This is a genomic window from Spiroplasma endosymbiont of Agriotes lineatus, from assembly GCF_964019485.1.
GTDB lineage: Bacteria > Bacillota_I > Bacilli_A > Mycoplasmatales > Nriv7 > Nriv7.
In genome coordinates this window covers 549,559-567,375 of the sequence record NZ_OZ026448.1, presented here as the reverse complement: position 1 = coordinate 567,375, position 17,817 = coordinate 549,559, and the positions used below count along the sequence as shown (strand labels likewise).

21 protein-coding genes and 2 pseudogenes are annotated in these 17,817 nt (G+C 25.9%); 8 read left to right on the top strand and 15 right to left on the bottom strand.

What is annotated here, in order from left to right; genetic code table 4:
* The first annotated feature begins 110 nt into the window (after positions 1-110).
* Both AACK93_RS03660 and AACK93_RS03655 read left to right on the top strand, forming a co-directional pair.
* Positions 111-971, top strand: coding sequence for a hypothetical protein (locus AACK93_RS03660; RefSeq protein WP_339025345.1), 861 nt, complete (start codon positions 111-113; stop codon positions 969-971).
* 3 nt (positions 972-974) lie between these two features.
* On the top strand, positions 975-1,322 hold the full coding sequence (locus AACK93_RS03655; RefSeq protein WP_339025343.1) for a hypothetical protein: 348 nt from the start codon (positions 975-977) through the stop codon (positions 1,320-1,322).
* A gap of 286 nt (positions 1,323-1,608) precedes the next feature.
* Here AACK93_RS03655 and AACK93_RS03650 read toward each other — a convergent pair whose 3' ends face one another.
* From AACK93_RS03650 to AACK93_RS03600, 11 genes are all read right to left on the bottom strand, one after another.
* Entirely contained in the window at positions 1,609-2,025 is a 417-nt protein-coding gene (locus AACK93_RS03650; RefSeq protein WP_339025341.1) for a hypothetical protein, read from the bottom strand.
* A 102-nt stretch (positions 2,026-2,127) separates the two neighbouring features.
* Positions 2,128-3,813, bottom strand: a complete 1,686-nt coding sequence (locus AACK93_RS03645) for a hypothetical protein (protein ID WP_339025339.1) — start codon at positions 3,811-3,813, stop codon at positions 2,128-2,130.
* A complete protein-coding gene (locus AACK93_RS03640; protein WP_339025337.1) occupies positions 3,803-3,991 on the bottom strand; it encodes a hypothetical protein in 189 nt (62 codons plus the stop codon). The genes AACK93_RS03645 and AACK93_RS03640 overlap by 11 nt, the downstream gene beginning before the upstream one ends.
* 340 nt (positions 3,992-4,331) lie before the next feature.
* A complete protein-coding gene (locus tag AACK93_RS03635; RefSeq protein ID WP_339025336.1) occupies positions 4,332-4,871 on the bottom strand; it encodes a hypothetical protein in 540 nt (179 codons plus the stop codon).
* 4 nt (positions 4,872-4,875) lie between these two features.
* Positions 4,876-5,028 carry a hypothetical protein gene (locus AACK93_RS03630; RefSeq protein WP_339025335.1) on the bottom strand — a complete coding sequence of 51 codons (153 nt, stop codon included), beginning with the start codon at positions 5,026-5,028 and terminating at the stop codon, positions 4,876-4,878.
* 103 nt (positions 5,029-5,131) lie between these two features.
* The gene (locus AACK93_RS03625) at positions 5,132-5,449 is read right to left on the bottom strand and encodes a hypothetical protein (RefSeq protein WP_339025334.1); all 318 of its coding nucleotides are present in this window, start codon (positions 5,447-5,449) and stop codon (positions 5,132-5,134) included.
* A 612-nt stretch (positions 5,450-6,061) separates the two neighbouring features.
* Complete coding sequence (locus AACK93_RS03620) at positions 6,062-6,448, bottom strand: hypothetical protein (RefSeq protein ID WP_339025333.1); 387 nt, start codon at positions 6,446-6,448, stop codon at positions 6,062-6,064.
* A gap of 13 nt (positions 6,449-6,461) precedes the next feature.
* Positions 6,462-6,725 (bottom strand): hypothetical protein, encoded by a 264-nt coding sequence (locus AACK93_RS03615; RefSeq protein WP_339023844.1) that lies wholly within the window; start codon positions 6,723-6,725, stop codon positions 6,462-6,464.
* 345 nt (positions 6,726-7,070) lie between these two features.
* Positions 7,071-7,214, bottom strand: a complete 144-nt coding sequence (locus tag AACK93_RS03610) for a hypothetical protein (RefSeq protein ID WP_339025331.1) — start codon at positions 7,212-7,214, stop codon at positions 7,071-7,073.
* Positions 7,215-7,231: 17 nt separating this feature from the next.
* Entirely contained in the window at positions 7,232-7,453 is a 222-nt protein-coding gene (locus AACK93_RS03605) for a hypothetical protein (protein WP_339025330.1), read from the bottom strand.
* A gap of 2 nt (positions 7,454-7,455) precedes the next feature.
* The gene (locus AACK93_RS03600) at positions 7,456-7,782 is read right to left on the bottom strand and encodes a hypothetical protein (protein ID WP_339025328.1); all 327 of its coding nucleotides are present in this window, start codon (positions 7,780-7,782) and stop codon (positions 7,456-7,458) included.
* Positions 7,783-8,587: 805 nt separating this feature from the next.
* Between AACK93_RS03600 and AACK93_RS03595 the strand changes: the two are divergent.
* A pseudogene (locus tag AACK93_RS03595) lies at positions 8,588-9,717 on the top strand (IS3 family transposase).
* Positions 9,718-9,799: 82 nt separating this feature from the next.
* Positions 9,800-10,615, top strand: a complete 816-nt coding sequence (locus tag AACK93_RS03590; protein WP_339025326.1) for an HAD family hydrolase — start codon at positions 9,800-9,802, stop codon at positions 10,613-10,615.
* A gap of 26 nt (positions 10,616-10,641) precedes the next feature.
* Here the strand turns inward: AACK93_RS03590 and AACK93_RS03585 are convergent.
* From AACK93_RS03585 to AACK93_RS03570, 4 genes and pseudogenes are all read right to left on the bottom strand, one after another.
* Positions 10,642-11,758 (bottom strand): annotated as a pseudogene (locus tag AACK93_RS03585) (IS3 family transposase).
* Positions 11,759-12,756: 998 nt separating this feature from the next.
* A complete protein-coding gene (locus AACK93_RS03580; RefSeq protein ID WP_339025324.1) occupies positions 12,757-13,023 on the bottom strand; it encodes a hypothetical protein in 267 nt (88 codons plus the stop codon).
* Positions 13,024-13,228: 205 nt separating this feature from the next.
* Positions 13,229-14,764: a ribonuclease Y gene (gene rny, locus AACK93_RS03575; protein WP_339025322.1), complete on the bottom strand. Its 1,536-nt coding sequence runs from the start codon at positions 14,762-14,764 to the stop codon at positions 13,229-13,231.
* Positions 14,765-15,302: 538 nt separating this feature from the next.
* Positions 15,303-15,479: a hypothetical protein gene (locus AACK93_RS03570; RefSeq protein WP_339025321.1), complete on the bottom strand. Its 177-nt coding sequence runs from the start codon at positions 15,477-15,479 to the stop codon at positions 15,303-15,305.
* A 284-nt stretch (positions 15,480-15,763) separates the two neighbouring features.
* Between AACK93_RS03570 and AACK93_RS03565 the strand changes: the two genes are divergently transcribed.
* The 4 genes from AACK93_RS03565 to AACK93_RS03550 all read left to right on the top strand — a co-directional run bounded on the left by AACK93_RS03565 (position 15,764) and on the right by AACK93_RS03550 (position 17,501).
* Positions 15,764-16,006 (top strand): hypothetical protein, encoded by a 243-nt coding sequence (locus AACK93_RS03565; protein WP_339025318.1) that lies wholly within the window; start codon positions 15,764-15,766, stop codon positions 16,004-16,006.
* Positions 15,985-16,266 carry a hypothetical protein gene (locus AACK93_RS03560; RefSeq protein ID WP_339025317.1) on the top strand — a complete coding sequence of 94 codons (282 nt, stop codon included), beginning with the start codon at positions 15,985-15,987 and terminating at the stop codon, positions 16,264-16,266. The genes AACK93_RS03565 and AACK93_RS03560 overlap by 22 nt, the downstream gene beginning before the upstream one ends.
* A gap of 260 nt (positions 16,267-16,526) precedes the next feature.
* Positions 16,527-16,796, top strand: coding sequence for a hypothetical protein (locus tag AACK93_RS03555; protein ID WP_339025316.1), 270 nt, complete (start codon positions 16,527-16,529; stop codon positions 16,794-16,796).
* A 447-nt stretch (positions 16,797-17,243) separates the two neighbouring features.
* On the top strand, positions 17,244-17,501 hold the full coding sequence (locus tag AACK93_RS03550; protein ID WP_339025315.1) for a hypothetical protein: 258 nt from the start codon (positions 17,244-17,246) through the stop codon (positions 17,499-17,501).
* The last annotated feature ends 316 nt before the right edge of the window (positions 17,502-17,817 follow it).

Sequence of the window (17,817 nt, the reverse complement as noted above, 5' to 3'; positions counted from 1 at the left end):
TTAATCGTTTATTTGTTAATAACTGGTATTAAGTTAATCCAGCTACAGAAAAACAAAAAATTATTTTTGAAATAGTAAATGTAAATATTTTTCATAATGTAGGTCATTATTTGAGACCCTCTGGAGTAGTGTTAAACAACAAATTATATATTGGTTCAAAAGAACATAATATTTATGAATATGACCCAGTTACAGAGCAAACAAAAGTTGTTATTAAAACAAATAACTGAATTGATTCATCTGGAGTAGTATTAAACAATAAACTATATATTGGTTCGGCAGGTGGTAATGTTTATGAATACAGTAATTATGATTTAAATCCTAATTTAGGGAAAATTAATAATAATTCTGATAATGTAATTTTAAGTGAATTAAATTATTTAAATCCTGATTTAGATATATTACAACTAGAAATTATTAATAAAACAAACAATTCAGAGATAGTAAAAATAAAAGATAATTTAAATAATGATAATAATATAAAAATACATTATTCAATTAATAACGAACAAAATAAAATTATTAATTTAAATGAATTAATTAAAAAAGCAATTTTCTTTAAATATAAAGATGCTAACAAAAATTCTAATTTAAAATTTAAGGAAATAAATTATATTGATACTAATAATTTAAATTTTTCAGATATTGAAATAACAAAAAAAGAAAATTCATTTTTATGATCTAATGTTCCTAAAAATGTATGTTCTGATAGAGAAATTATCAATAAAACTCCAAATAAAAGATCATTTAATGTACCTGCTTGTGAATATAATTCAAAATCAAAATTAGTATTTCAAATTACAACAGGATTAACTAAAACAAAACAAGAAAATAAATTAAATGGTTGAAACATAAATTCTGATGATGAAATGAAATTAACAGATTTTATAAATATAAATAATAAAAATTTTGAAATCATTAATGTATTATCAAATGAATTTGATTTATCAAATACAAATAAACAAGAATAAGAAATGATTTTAATTATTTTTAAGGAACCCGCTGATAAATTTGAACTTAATCTCAATGAAAAATTAAAAATTACTTATCCAGTAAGAATAATTGAATCTGAAATTATATTAAATTTAAAACAAAAAATTACAGAAAATATTACTGCCAAAATAATTGATGATAACAATAAAGAACAAATAATTACATTATCAATTACAGAAGTAATGCAAATTTTACAAAAATATAGTTTATTACCCAATGAAATTACTATAGATAAAAACAATGATAAAATAACATTTAACGGTGAAGCATTTTTTTCATCAGAAAGAGAAGGGCCAGTAAGAACAAATACAGTTACTATTATAGTATAAGGTTTTATAAAAACGATATTAGCCTATTTAGAACAATAACTTTAATTAAAACAAGCACAACAAGTTTAAATTTCTTGTGATAAAATAAGAATAATATTTACACCAGTGATTTTAATTAGTTACTGGTTTTTATTTTGACAAAATAAAAAGGATAAAAAATGAAAAAAGTTGACCTGCCCAAATGAACGATGTCAATTCAAAATCGAGGTAGTGCAATTTACCATTTAATGATAAAATTTGAGGACAAAGTGAATTTAAGTTAATTGTACGATCCTCATTTTATAGTTTAATTATTTTTTAATTCTGCTTTAAAAGATAGTATTTTTATTGGAGTAGTAATTGTTTCATTAGCAATTTTAACATGAGTATTTGAGGCAATAAATTCTGTTTTATCAAACATTTTGTCATTTTTTATTTTAATTTTTAATCTTTTAAGCTCGTTTCATACTATATCATTTTTCTCAAAATGTAAACTTTTTAAACCACAATTAGGTCTTCAATTTTCTTCGCAACCACTAGTTCCATCATATTTTAATCATTTTGGAATATTAATAATTTCTTCTTTTTTGATGTTATAAAAATCTATTTTATATTTATCGTTATAGTCATATGTAATTTGAATTTTAACATTTGATAAATTTAATTCGTTAATTATTAGCGGTTCAGTCGGTGAAAATTGTTTTTTTTTGTTTGAACAAAACAAGCAGTTACGGGCAATATTGTTAATCCTAAAATAGCCATTATACTTAAAATTTTCATTTTTTAACTCCTTTGTTTTATTTTTTCAATATATATATATATATAATTATACAAAAATTCTTAATATCATTAGAAAAATGGCAAAACCGATTAAAAATTGAAATGTGTAATAAAAAGCTGGTACCGTTTTAAAAACTGGAAAAATGGCGGTTGAAAAGTTAACTGTTGCTTTTGCAATAATTGCTAGCGGTCGTAAAATGGTAATGACTTGTGAAGCAGTCAGCATTAAATTTAGCATTTTGATACTGGCAGCATTTTGAATCGCACAGCCAACATCGTTAAATGTGGGTATTCATCGTCTAGAATATTTGCAATTCGCTGGCGGAATTAAATCGTCTCATTCTGAGTTGGTTGAACCGTCAGGAATAAAGGCCGTGGAATTTAATACACTAAAGTCATAGATTTTAAAATTGTAGTTAGAGTTGTTTCCTTTATGATAAAGTGGAAATGTTAAGGTAAAAATGTTAATACCATAACGAATATCAATATCGGTATTAAGATAATTAATACTGTTAACAGTCTTGCTGGTTGGTAATGTGATGAGTTTATTATCATAAGATTTAAGGACATTAAATTCAATTTGATAGATACTGTTATTATCTTTAATAGCATTATAATTCTCTTGATGCGTTTTTTTATCAAAAGTAAAGAAATAACTTCTTAGTAATAATTCCGAATTACCAGTAACATTGATTAAATATTTTTTGGGATAAAAAGTAATTAACGAACGATAAAAGAAACCGATTTGAATAAAGTAATCTTTGTTGTAATTATCTACCCCCTTAAAATCAATTTCGGTATGAGTTTTTTCGTCCATATCAAAAGTAGCATAAAATAAACTGGCAAAGAAATTACCAAGAATTTCGTAGATTTCGTTAAAAACATTTTTGTAATCTTTATTGTTAATATTAGAAATGTTGTTTTTAAAATAAAGGTAAATGTCATTCTTTAATTCGGGGTCGTAGCGTAAAAAACTAAATTTAACATTAAGGTAATTTAAAGTACCAAAAAGATACTTAATTAAGTAATAATCATTAGTCTTTTCAGTGCCATATTTTCAGATTTCACTTTCACCATGTAATAATTGTAAATAGTTATTACCTGCAACTAATGTTTTATTAAAAGCTTTAATTTTTAAAACATTATTATTAATTTCGCCTTTACTACTAGAATTTTTGTGATAAAAATAGCTTTCGTTTTTAAAACCGTAATTTTTAATGGTAAATTCTTTATAATAACCTTTTTCTAAGGTGTCAATGAAATTAAATACTGGTGTTCAATAAAGATAAGAATAATTAAATTTGTCAAAATCACCACGATGAATCATTAAATAGTCAAGATTATCAATGATATCTGTATAGTTATGGTTTCCATCAAATTTGGTGGTTGTTTCTGGTAAATCAATATCAGTTGTCGGTTTGGTTTGTGTTTCTGCTTTAAAAGATAGTATTTTTATTGGAGTAGTAATTGTTTCATTAGCAATTTTAACATTAGTATTCGAGGCAATAAATTCTGTTTTATCAAACATTTTGTCATTTTTTATTGTAATTTTTAATTTTTTAAGCTCGTTTCATACTATATCATTTTTCTCAAAATGTAAACTTTTTAAACCACAATTAGGTCTTCAATTTTCTTCGCAACCACTAGTTCCATCATATTTTAATCACTTTGGAATATTAATAATTTCTTCTTTTTTGGTGTTATAAAAATCTATTTCATATTTATCATTCATTATAGTCATATGTAATTTGAATTTTAACATTTGATAAATTTAACACATAAGTTTCTTTGCTTTCTCTTTTGTTTCTAATTAGTGATTGTGTTATTATTTTGTCATTATTAATATTTTGGGGAATGGTAAAAATGTTATTGAAACTAATAATTATCGCGGTAAATATTTTCATAAACATTTTTATCACTCCTTTTTAAAATATTTTATTTTTCATTGTTCTTTAGGTTTTGATTTTTTTAATAAATCACTCAATGCTACAATTTATAATTACCGCTATTGTAATGCATATATCTAAACACCCTAGTATCATAAGTGAAATTAATGCTTCAAATTTTTCATATAATAATTTCAAATCATTAATTTTCAATTTTAAAAATGGAATGAAAAAGATAGTAATCATAAAAATGTAAGGTAAAATTCTCCATCAATATTTTTTTAAAGAATTAATGAGTTTGTTTGATTTCATTTTTCAAAGTTCTTTTTGCTTTAATTTTTTGAATAATAAAGCGAATTAATTTTTAAAATTTAATTGCAAAATATATTGCTCCGTCTCATCAAAAAACAAATATTCCTGCTAGCATAATATCACTATTAAATTTGCCAAAGAAATCAACCATTTCTTTATTCACAAAATTATTAAATTCATTACTTGTTCCGGTTATTCATTTAGTATCAATTACTGTTAATGTACAAATTAATAAGCTTATAAATATGAAAATGATACTTAACAATACTTTTAACCACTGCTTTTTAAAAGAATTTTTAATTTTTAATGGCATTTTTTCTTTTGAATTATCTTTTTTAAATAATTTTGCTAAAAGTTTTTTCATTTTTATTCTCCTTTCGTGTTTAAAAATTTTTAATTTTTGGTTTTCAATTATTAAGTCTGATTTTTGATTAATATGAATAGTATTTCACTTTTCTAGTTCTAAAATTTCTTTATTTTTTTCCATTATTATGTATTTAGGAGTATTAACGCTATTTTCTAATATGACATTAACAATTTTTAATTTGTCATTCTCCATTTCTAATTCTTGTTTTTTATTTCATTTTTCCATTTTTTTACCTACCTTTAATTACAAGAAATAAGGCAATAAGTACACAAGTAACACCAAGAATGGTAAAAATTGGGTGTTGTGAAAATGTTTGTGCCATTGGTTTTAAAAGTTCTAAAATTGTTAAATTGCTAGTAATAAACTTTTTAAAATTTGGCAAGACCTTCGCTAATATAGTTCGTTAAAGTTTCAAAATGGCTACCCGCTAAAAGTCCAAGAACAGTTATTAAGATAAAAATAATAATTAGTTTAAACATCGTTAGTTACCTTGTTTTGTTTTTTTTATTTCTTTGTTTTCAATTAATTTTATTTGGATTTATTGGTTGTATTTGTTTTTTAACTTTTCCTCACGCACTTAAACGACCACTATTTTTAACGGCATATTGGCGTTGTTTTTTCAAATTAACTTGTTGACTACCAAATCCAAGAATAATTGCCATAAGAAATTCTACAGCCAGCGTTAAGAATAAAGGAAATATTAATTGAATATTTGTTCCTGGCACTTCTAAACTTCAAATTAATTCAAAAACTTTATAAAGCATTTGAGCGATAAAGTCGGCCATTTTTGCGAGATTTTCCATTTTTTATTATTCCTTTTCTTTCATTTTTCTTAAAAATTTGCTAAATTTATCCATTTTTAAGTATTCTAAGTCTTCTAAATCAATTGCTGTGTCAGTATAGTATTTGTCTTCATAGTCAGGATTAACTTTTAAATTTAAGTAATCTCTTAAAAATGCTAGGTAAAAAGAATTGTAAGTGTTAAGTGTTGGTAAAGGAATTTTTAGTTTAAAAAAATAAATATCAAGTTCGGGAATATCACGGTATTTAATGCGACGACCTTTTTTATTATTTTTAGCATCAATTAAAGTGTTTCGTCAGCGTTCATATTCTTTAATGCTCGTAAAGGTGCCATAGATAACTTTTAAGTAGGGACGAAAAATATTAACGGGTTTTTACGAATTCCCACAATTACATTATTAGCAATATCACGAACTTCAATTCAAATATGTTTGTCTCCTTTGACCGCTAGCGAGAACAATATAACCGAAATGGCGCGCCAAAGCAAAATGCTTTTGGATACCGCTTTCTTCGTTTTTGGTATTATTTTTTTTCTCAATCAGTTCCTTCTAAAAATAAATTGGTTTTATCTCATAGAAGTAAGGTCTTATCTGACAATACCGGATAATTAAAGTCTAATAACCCCATATCCCCATATGTTCTAAAATTAATTTTTGGGTTTCTAGTAATGGAAAGGTTGAGGCGATGTGATATTTCTTCTTTTTTAGTAATTTTGATGCGTATACTAGAAAAGCGGTTTTTCCAGTTCCCAATGAACCAATCACAATATTTAATGGTGAATTTTTTAAGAAATTAATAACTTTGTTAATTTGTGTTAAATTACCGATTTTAAAAAGAAAAATTAAAATACAACCTGCTAAAAATAAATAGCTTGCAATGTTTTTAAAATAACCGTTGTAAATATATCAAATTGCTCCGCAATGTCATAAAATTAGAAATGAGGTGCGATTCAATTCAATAAAATGGTTATTTTTTTCTATTATTCATTTGCAAAATTTCATCTTGCACCTCACTTTATTTTTTTGTTAGCGGACTGACTCTGACTGCGCCAAGTAATTTTTCAAACATTTTAAAGCAAATAAAGAATATTACCAAAATAAATGGAAAAATGAAGATTCAGTAATCAGCAAAGAAGTTACCGACTTGTGTCATATTAACAGCAATAATTTCTCACATTTTAGTAAACGCTGTTATAATCGCGTTTCATAATTTAGTCATCGCATCACTAGCTGTTATTTTTGTTACTGCTGGTGCTTCTGTTAAGAAAGTTCCAATCATATAATCACCCCCTTTCTTTTTAAAGCAGTCGTCATTTATATTCAAAGTTTTTCTTAAATTTGTTAAAACACGATTAACCTTAACACGATTGTGTTTTTTCCTTATCTAAATAATGATAATGACTAATATGGTTTTTCAAAGTAGCATTAGAATAAATCACACCATAATCGCGGTTAAAAATCAAAAAGCAATGTTTGCTATTAAAAGTCAAAGTGGTGCTTTGGTTAAATCAATTTCTTTACCACCACTAATATGATCCGGAATAGTTGTAATTTGAATAAATAAATCTCAGAAATTTTGTTTAATTTGTTCTTAATTAAATTCTTTTAAATTTACTGTCATTTTTTATCGCCCAAAAATCATTTTTATTGGTAAATACATAATTGAAATTAAGGCGAAAAGAAAAGTAATGATAATAATTAATCCGGCAATAAATGCAGCCTGTGCAGGCATTTTTTCTATCGAAACAAACAGTTTTAAGAATTCCATAATAATTTCTCAAAAAATTATTTTTTATTTTCATTATTTTCTTTTGAATTAGGAGCTTTAACCCATTCTTCAAAGCGAGCAATAAATATCTTTTCATCTTTTGTGAAATTACCAGTATTATTTTTAATGACATTTTTATATTTAATTCGCATTTTTATTTTGGCATAAATTTTATAAGCAAAATATACCAATAGCATTATGCAAATGATAATAAATATTATTCCAATCGCAATATTCATTTTTAAACTCCTTTAAAATAGTTATAATTTATATCTTTTTTGTTGTTTTCTTTTCCGGCAATGAAGAAGCTTAATAATTCTTGTCCCTTAATTAATTTGGTTTCATTTTCTTTTTGATTAATTGAAATTACTTGATATTTATTATCTTTTATTATTTCGATGCAAATAGAATTTTCATATTTTCCTTTATAAACAAATCGCTTTGGAAACCAAATACCGATTTGTTCATTAAATCATGGAATTTTTGGTGCTTTAATAGGTATTGCGTTTTGCGTTTCTTTTAAGAGATATTTTTTAGTATTTAAGAAAATGTTTTCAATGTTTTTCATAATAAATTACCTTTCTTATAAATAAACTAAGTTGTTAGTTAACTAAGTTAACTAACTTAGTTTTTTAAACACTTATATATCGCAGATTTAAGTGTTTAACAGACTTTGTTATTAAATTTTGTTTTTTAATTAAATAAATATTTTAATAATTTTAAACTTAGTATCTCTCTATATAGAAATTTCTACACTTTAATGTCCGCATCCTGCCCTTGGAACTAATTTAATAGCGTGTATATTTTTAGGAAATCCACCCATTCATTTTTTTATTGCAAAACGAAACAAATTGCTATAGCTAATAGGATGTTATCTATTAACTGGTAAACTTCTTTTGGTTATGACGATCACCCACAATTTATCGTGCTTTAATATATACCAACATTATTAATTCACTTTTATTTAATTTTCAAAGAACAAATTTTAACACCTTATAAAATAAAAAGACAATCATTGCTGACTGTCTTAATACTTATTCAAATCTTTGCCTACCTAACAAAACTTTATGCGTCCAATTAATAATTTTTATTGTGTAAAAATTCAATAATATGTTAGAATGGTAATGAATGAAAATGACAATAACAAGAAAGGCAATGTTAGTTTAGTAATTAAATAATATAATTAGTTGATTGTTTTACTTCTTCAAAGCAATATCTAAGAAAACTAAACGGGCCCCCCGTTATCGGTGCCGCTTGCTTTAAAATATTGGATAGGTTATAATAAGTTGGACCATATTTATGTGGACTTTTAAAATAAGATAAAATTATTAAGAAAGTAGGAATATAAAAAATGGACAAAAATTCATATACAGATGAATTTAAAAAAACAAATTGTCATGCTTTATCAAAACGAAAAAAGCATTATTGAAATTATTAATGAATATGGTATTTCAAAATCTGCTATTTATAATTGAATAAAATCATTCGATAATTCTGGTTCTTTTAAAGCAAAAGATAATCAAAGTAATGAAGAAAATGAATTAATTTACTTACGAAAAGAATTAAAACAATTACGAATGGAAAACGATATTTTAAAGCAAGCGGCACTGATAATGGCCAAAAAATAACAATAATTAATAACAACAAAAACAAATATTCAGTGAGGAAAATATGTAAGATTTTGGGTTTATCAAAATCAACGTATTTTTATCAAACTAATAAATGCACTAACAAGCAAGTTAATAATTATGAACAAGAAAGTTATCAGTGCGTTTAATAAAAAGTCACAAAATTTATGGGGCTCATAAAATTAAAGCTGTTTTAATAAAAAAAGATATCATCTTATTGCGACGAAAAATCAGATGCATTATGATCAAAAATAATTTGGTTTCTAAATACACCAAATTAAAATATCGTAATCACAAAACAACAACTAATAATGCCCAAATTAGTAATGTTTTAAATCGTGAATTTAATGACAAAAAACCTAATGAAGTTGTTGTTAGTGATTTAACATATGTGCAAGTTGATGAGAAATGACACTATATTTGTTTATTAATTGACTTGTTTAATCGCGAAGCAATCGGCTATAATGCTGTGGCCAAACAAAACCGCTGAACTAGTTCAACAAGCTTTTCATAAAATAACACGACCATTATTAAAGCAAATAATTTTATTTCATACCGACCGAGGTAATGAGTTCAAAAATAAAATCATTGATGAAATTTTAATAACCTTTAATATTAAAAGATCATTAAGCAATAAAGGTTGTCCTTATGATAATGCTGTGGCTGAAAAAACTTACAAAACCTTTAAAACGGAATTTATTAAGGGTAAAAAATTTGAAAATTTAACACAATTAAAATACGAACTATTTGATTTTGTTAATTGATACAACAATATTCTAATTCACGGCAGCTTAAATTATTTAACACCAGTTGAATTTAGAGAAAATGACAGTCTACATAAAAAGTGTCCTAAAAGGGGTTGCCATTCCAATTAATCAAATTTGCAAAATAAAACTTTATGTGTCCATGTCACAATTACTTGTGAAAAATATAAAATTAGAAAAGATAAATGGTGTTATGATGAAAATTAAGTTAGTTGCTTTAGATTTAGATAAAACATTATTGAAAAATCATTTTGAGTTACATCCAGAAAATATTGTTGTTGTGAAGCAAGCTCAAGAACTTGGTGTTAAAGTAATTATTGCTACAGGACGATCACCGCAATCTAGTTATAAATTTGCTCGCAAATTAGGTTTATATGAAACTAGTGAGCATATGGTATGTTTTAATGGCGCCTATGTTATTAATTTAAGAACTGGTGAGTTATTAATTGATAAAGAAATAGCATCAGGTACTATTAAGCAAATTATTAATTTAGCTAAAAATTATAAAGTTGCTTTTTGAGGTTATAGTGTCGATGGTAATATTGGTTATATTTTAAAGAAAACTTTTAAAATTTGATTAATTCAAAAGTTAAATCATCGTAAAATTGTTAAAGTTAATGAAAATTCTGATGTTAGAATGTATAAAATTTTATTATTAGGTAAGAGCAAAAGAATTAATAGTTTAGCACTAGAATTAGAAAAGTTACAAATTGCTGAAATTGCGGTTTCTGATAAAGGAAAATTTAGGATGATTGAGGTTAATGAATTAAATATTAATAAAGCAAGTGGTGTTAAATATTTAGCTAAAATGTGAAATATTAATCGTGAAGAAGTTATGGCGATTGGTGATGGAATGAATGACTATAAATTAATTGAATGAGCTGGTTATGGAATTGCAATGAAAAATAGTGAAAAACCATTATTAGCAATTGCTAATGATATTACTGATACTTATAATAATGGTGGCGTTAGTAAAGCAATTCATAAATATATATTAGATGTTAACTAAGATGTTATAAAAACTCTTAGTTTTTTTTATAAAATAGTTGTACTGGAATGGCAACCCCTTTTAGGACACTTTTTATGTAGACTGTCATTTTCTCTAAATTCAACTGGTGTTAAATAATTTAAGCTGCCGTGAATTAGAATATTGTTGTATCAATTAACAAAATCAAATAGTTCGTATTTTAATTGTGTTAAATTTTCAAATTTTTTACCCTTAATAAATTCTGTTTTAAAGGTTTTGTAAGTTTTTTCAGCCACAGCATTATCATAAGGACAACCTTTATTGCTTAATGATCTTTTAATATTAAAGGTTATTAAAATTTCATCAATGATTTTATTTTTGAACTCATTACCTCGGTCGGTATGAAATAAAATTATTTGCTTTAATAATGGTCGTGTTATTTTATGAAAAGCTTGTTGAACTAGTTCAGCGGTTTTGTTTGGCCCAGCATTATAGCCGATTGCTTCGCGATTAAACAAGTCAATTAATAAACAAATATAGTGTCATTTCTCATCAACTTGCACATATGTTAAATCACTAACAACAACTTCATTAGGTTTTTTGTCATTAAATTCACGATTTAAAACATTACTAATTTGGGCATTATTAGTTGTTGTTTTGTGATTACGATATTTTAATTTGGTGTATTTAGAAACCAAATTATTTTTGATCATAATGCATCTGATTTTTCGTCGCAATAAGATGATATCTTTTTTTATTAAAACAGCTTTAATTTTATGAGCCCCATAAATTTTGTGACTTTTTATTAAACGCACTGATAACTTTCTTGTTCATAATTATTAACTTGCTTGTTAGTGCATTTATTAGTTTGATAAAAATACGTTGATTTTGATAAACCCAAAATCTTACATATTTTCCTCACTGAATATTTGTTTTTGTTGTTATTAATTATTGTTATTTTTTGGCCATTATCAGTGCCGCTTGCTTTAAAATATCGTTTTCCATTCGTAATTGTTTTAATTCTTTTCGTAAGTAAATTAATTCATTTTCTTCATTACTTTGATTATCTTTTGCTTTAAAAGAACCAGAATTATTATAATTTTTAACTCAACTATAAATAGTTGGTTTTGGTAAATTATATTCTTTCCTTAAATTAATAACACTTTTGCCATTTTTGTATAGCATGACAATTTGTTTTTTAAATTCTTCAGAGTATGAGGTTTTATTTCCCGTTTTTATATTCCTGTTTTCTTATATAATTTTATCTTATTTTAAAAGTCCACATAAATATGATCCAATTTATTGTAACCTATCCATAAAAGATTTGAATAATTTTAAACATAGCATACCCATATATAGAAATTTCTACACTTTAATGTCCGCATCCTACCCTTGGAACTAATTTAATAGCATGTATATTTTCAGGAAATCCACCCATTCATTTTTTTATTGCAAAATGAAACAAATTGCTATAGCTAATAGGATGTTATCTATTAACTGGTAAACTTCTTTTGGTTATGACGATCACCCACAATTTATCGTGCTTTAATATATACCAACATTATTAATTCACTTGTATTTAATTTTCAAAGAACAAATTTTAACACCTTATAAAATAAAAAGACAATCATTGCTGAATGCCTTAATACTTATTCAAACATTTTCCTACCTAATAAAACTTTATGCGTCCTTAACATTATTTAATTTCTTTAATTTCTCTTGTGTCGGGATAAGGACTATTGGCAACAATTCCTGCCATCCCAAACATCTTAATTTAACTTTAAAATAAATGAAACAAAGTCCATTGGATTAATTTTCATGTTTTCCATAATTTTCTCCTTACCAAACTTCTTATTCTTATTATGACACAAAATTTTACAAATTTATAATTTTATATTTATTTTTTGAATGCATAAAGTTTTGTTAGATAGGAAAAGGTTTAAATAATTTTGAAAGAAAAACAATCACAATTTAATTATCATTTTATTTGGAAAATAAATAATAAAACAAAATATTTAATATCAATCAACAAACATAATCTCAATAAAAGGTTATAAAAACTAAAGAAAACGCTTATAAAAACAACATTAAAATAAGTTTTTACAACAAAAACCATACATAAAAAATATATCCTTAATTTGAATATTGAAATAATTTATAGTAAATAATTATTTTTTATTTTTTTAAAAATATCTAAGAAAAATAAACGCGACCCAATCTAATAACTTTTCAGTAATTAAATTAACAATATTATTATCGCCAACAAAATTTTCCTCTAAAAACAAAGGGTTAAGTTCTTTACTTGCTAATTCATTAGTTGCTGTAACAAGTTTCGCATTTTTTATTTTAAGATTATCATCATTAAAACTACCTGTATTACAACAAACTATTGAGCTTATTGGTGTAATAACAAAGGCAAGAGTTAGTAACCGCTTTAAAATTCTATTCATTTAAGTCAACACACTCCTTTCATATAACAAATAAAAAGCAATTAAAATTGTGCTATTGCTAATAATACTTTTATAGATAATTTAATAATTACTTTTATTTGATATGATTTTAATCACTTTAAAAAAAATACAAGCATTTAACCATTTAATATCAAAAAGGAATAACATCATCGTAAATTGTTCCTAATTATTTTATTATTTAATTTTAACGAGCAACTTCATTGGCTCTTAATTCTCTAATAACAGAGATATGAATATCGCCAGGAATTGTAATTTCTTTTTCAATTTTAATTTTCACATCATGAGCAATTTTATAAACCTTAGCATCACTAACTTTACCGGGATCAACAATAATTCTAATTTGCCTTCCGGCTTGAACAGCATAAGATTTTTGCACCCCCGGAATTGATTGACAAATTTCTTCAATTTGTTTCATTCTTTGAATAAACTCTTCTAAAGAGTTGTTTCTCGCCCCCGGTCTAGCTGCCGATAAAGTATCCGCCGCCATTACTAAAACAGCATAAATACTTTGCGGACTAATCTCTCCGTGGTGGGCATGAATAGCATTAATAATTAATGGATGTTCACCATATTTTTTTGCTAATTGAACACCCAAATTAACATGCGAACCATCCATTTCATAATCAATTGCCTTACCAATATCATGTAATAAACCTGCTCTTATTGCTAATTTTTCATCTAATCCTAACTCAGCAGCCATTGTTCCTACCAACTTTGCTACTTCAACACAATGTTGTAAAGCATTTTGACCAAAACTAGTACGATATCGTAATCTTCCAAGATAATAAACTAATCCAAGCTTCATATTAGTAATTCCCAAGTCACTAAGTACCTTTTGTCCAGTTTCTTGAATTAAAGATTCCAACTCATCTTGAGTTTTCTTTAAAACTTCTTCAATTCTTGTTGGTTGAATCCGTCCATCACACATCAATGAATTTAAAGTTCGAACCGCAATCTCTCGTCTAATCGGATTAAAAGTTGATACTTGAATAACTTCTGGGGTATCATCGATAATAATATCAACACCAGCCGCTTGTTCAAAAGCCTTAATATTTCTACCTTCTTTACCAATAATTCGTCCCTTCATTTCATCATTAGGTAATTTAACAAATGCTGTTGTTTTTTCAGCAATAACATCGTGAGCATATTTTTCAATGGCAACAGCAATAATATTGTCAGCAATATTTTTTGCTTTAATTTTAGCATCATTTTCACGATTTTTAATTAATTGTCCTAACTCTAAATCAAGTCTCTCCTCTAATTCCTTAAACAAAACTACTTTTGCTTCTTGTTGACTAAGTCCAGCAACTTTTTCTAATTCTAAAACAGTTTTCTCTAATTTATCATAATAGTTTTCTTCAATTTTTTTAATATTATCTTTTTTTTGAAGAATTTCACGATATTGAGATTCCAACACTTCTTCGCGTTCAATAATATTTTTTTCACGTTTCATTAATAAAGCTTCATAATTATTACTTTGACTTCTTCTTTGTTTCAAATCAATTGCAACTTCTTTTTTCATTTGCGCAATTTCTACTTTGATATCTATTTTTGCTGATTGAATAATATTTTTTGCTTCTCGTTCTGCTTGTTCCAATTTTATTTGACTCTTTTTATCATTACTAGTACGAACAAAATATTTAATTAACAGACCAATGCAAATACCAATTGCCAATGCTAAAAAAATTCCAACCAAAAGACCAAATTCTAATTTACTCATAAATTTTCCTTTCTGAATAGTTAATTTTCTTTTCAAATTATTAATAAAATTTAATTTTTTTTCTTTAAATAATAGATAATTAATTTAAAACATTACTTTAATGTTTATCTGTTAATAATATCATTTTTTAATAACTAATTAAATACAAATATAAGCATTAAAATTAAAAATTAAGCCTTTCGTTGGGTGCATAAAGTTTTGCTAGGTAGGTAAATATTTGAATAAGTATTAAGACAGTCAGCAATGATTGTCTTTTTATTTTATAAGGTGTTAAAATTTTGTTCTTTGAAAATTAAATACAAGTGAATTAATAATGTTGGTATATATTAAAGTACGATAAATTGTGGGTGATCGTCATAACCAAAAGAAGTTTACCAGTTAATAGATAACATCCTATTAGCTAGCTATAGCAATTTGTTTCGTTTTGCAATAAAAAAATGAATGGGGTGGATTTCCTAAAAATATACACGCTATTAAATTAGTTCCAAGAGAAGAGTTTAGTTTTCAACCCACCCAACGGCATTCTGATATTTTGTCATTACGGCTCTGGCTTATTTTCCTTAATATTTACAATTACCATGATTAAAATTTTGTTTCAAGATGCAACCGAAACAAAAACAAAGTTTATTGTTGCTTTGCAAAATGGCAGTAAAGCATTTGTTTTTATCTTTTTAATTCCAATCTTTTTCTTTTTGGCAAATTTTGCAATTGCCAACATTGCGAAAATGATTACTTCGGGATTTGGGGGCGAAAACGGAAATATTGCAAGATAATTACCTATACAATATTAGAAATGGCAACTGAGATGGCAGTGGCGATAATAACCAAGCAATTATTCGTATCCTGATAATATTGGTGATTTTAATATGATTGCCGAAGTTTTTGAGGTATGATTTATGTTATTTGCAATGTTTATGATTGTGTAATTGCTTTGGTGCAAAAAATAATTGAATTGTTTTTCTTATTTATTATTTCACCATGAGTAGTGGAGTGGTCGCCATGACAATTGATAATGGTAAAGGAGCATTTATTTGAAAAGATATGGTAATTGCGAAATTTCTAGCATCGACCGCCACTTTAACAGGATACTTTATATTTATGACAACAATTCAAACAATTTTAAGCACTAATTTAGCAGGATTAGGCATTGAGATAATTGGAAAATCATTGTTTATTATTTTTTGTTTATGTGTGATGGCGGATTGGCAGTGATGGCCTTTTTGGATGTTGTTGCAAACCTAATTGGTGAAGCGGCTGGTGTTCGCGAAGGAATGAGTTCAATGAAATCAACTGTGGCTGGTGGAATGATGGCAATGGGTGCTGCTAAAATGGCAGGAAAAGCATTCGGATTTGCTAAAAGTAAAAGAGCCAAACGAGCAATGGCTATGGGTGGCGCTAGTATGGTAGATAAAACAATGAACGCGATGGGTTTTGGCGGTGAAAGTGATTGGGGTGATAACGAAAAACATCGAGCAATCAATCTCGCCAAGAAAAACCACTAGACTTTCACCATTTCTGGATACCACGCCACTGAGGGAATGAGTTCGCGTGCTGGAGTTGTTGGTTTAGCAGGATTTGGACTTGGTGTTGCAACCCTGGCAACAAGTAAATTAGTGGGGGCAACTCGTGGTGGCGGATTTAAAGGATTCTTAAAATAATTTGGAACCGGCATTGCCACACCATTCAAAGCAATTGGCAAAAGATTTAACCAACAACTAGCAAGCAAAGAAAATCAAGAAAACAAAAAAAGAATACAAAAGATTTGAGTGATTGAAAAACAAAATCTTTAAATAAAAAATTGGGGAAGGTAAGTAAAGTAAAAGATAAGTTAAATATTCCAAATAATAATTTTGTTTTTGTTAATACACAAAATAAACAACAAGCAAAACATAATAAACCTGTTAAAAAAGTTTATAAAAGAGAAAATAAACTTAATTTTAAGTTAGGGAAACATACTAAAAAAGAAGATACTAGAAACAAAAAATGAGATAAAAAAGCAGCGAAAAAACAAGAAAAGAAAAGTCGTAAGTAAAAACCACCTGACAAAACCCAAAAATACGGTATAATGTAAGTAAAAAGGAGTAATAAACATGGAATTATTAAATAAAAATGATATAGAGTAATGGCAATGCAAAATCAAGCAGAAATTATCCTTATTATTACTACAATTAATTTAATTACTCAAAATTCTGGTATACTTACCAGATTGAACTGGCGGAGTTTTATATTTAAAAGTTACAGAAAACAATATTAAATGAGTGTTAGAAAAATTTGAAAAAAAATGTCCTTTTAATTATGATTATCCTTGATTTAAAAAAGCAGGTTATTTTGGAATGGAAGGAACTGGAGTAAGTTACAATCAACATAAATGAAATCAAGCTTGAGAATGATATGATGCCTATAAAAAAGGCGAGGTACGGTACCTTTTCTAGAATATCGCATTCAAATCAGAGAAAAAGAATTGGAAGAACATATAAAAATGTTTGAAAAATGTAAAATGCAACAAAAACCAAATAGAGATGTAAAATACTTACTTAAAGCTTACGAAAGAGATATTCCTGCACAACGAGTAGAAATTGTTAAATTAAAATCTGAATTGGAATCGTTGAAAACAAAAGAAATGCAAACAAAACAAGAAAAGCAACCAGATTTATTCCTTGAAAATGAAAACCTAAGATTAAAAAAAGAAATTTTAGAAATGGAACTAAAATTAAATGAAACAAATAGAAAAAAATAATCTGTATCAAATAAATTTAAATAAAAAGGATTTGATAAAATGAAGTGTTTATTTAAAAAAATATTTTGTAGAAATAAAAAAAATAAATATAACTGCAAAAATAAAACAGATAATATTAAAATTAACAAGTCAAATGAAAATGAATAAATTAGTAAAAATAATATAGATTAAAAACAGTAATTAAAGTAAAATTGCTGTTTTTTTATTTTGTCAAAATAGAAAGGAAAATAAAAATGGATGAAAAAACTGCTTAGTTTGTTGGCGATATTTTTGTTGTCTTGCGCAAACACAATGACATTAATTAGTTGTGGTAATA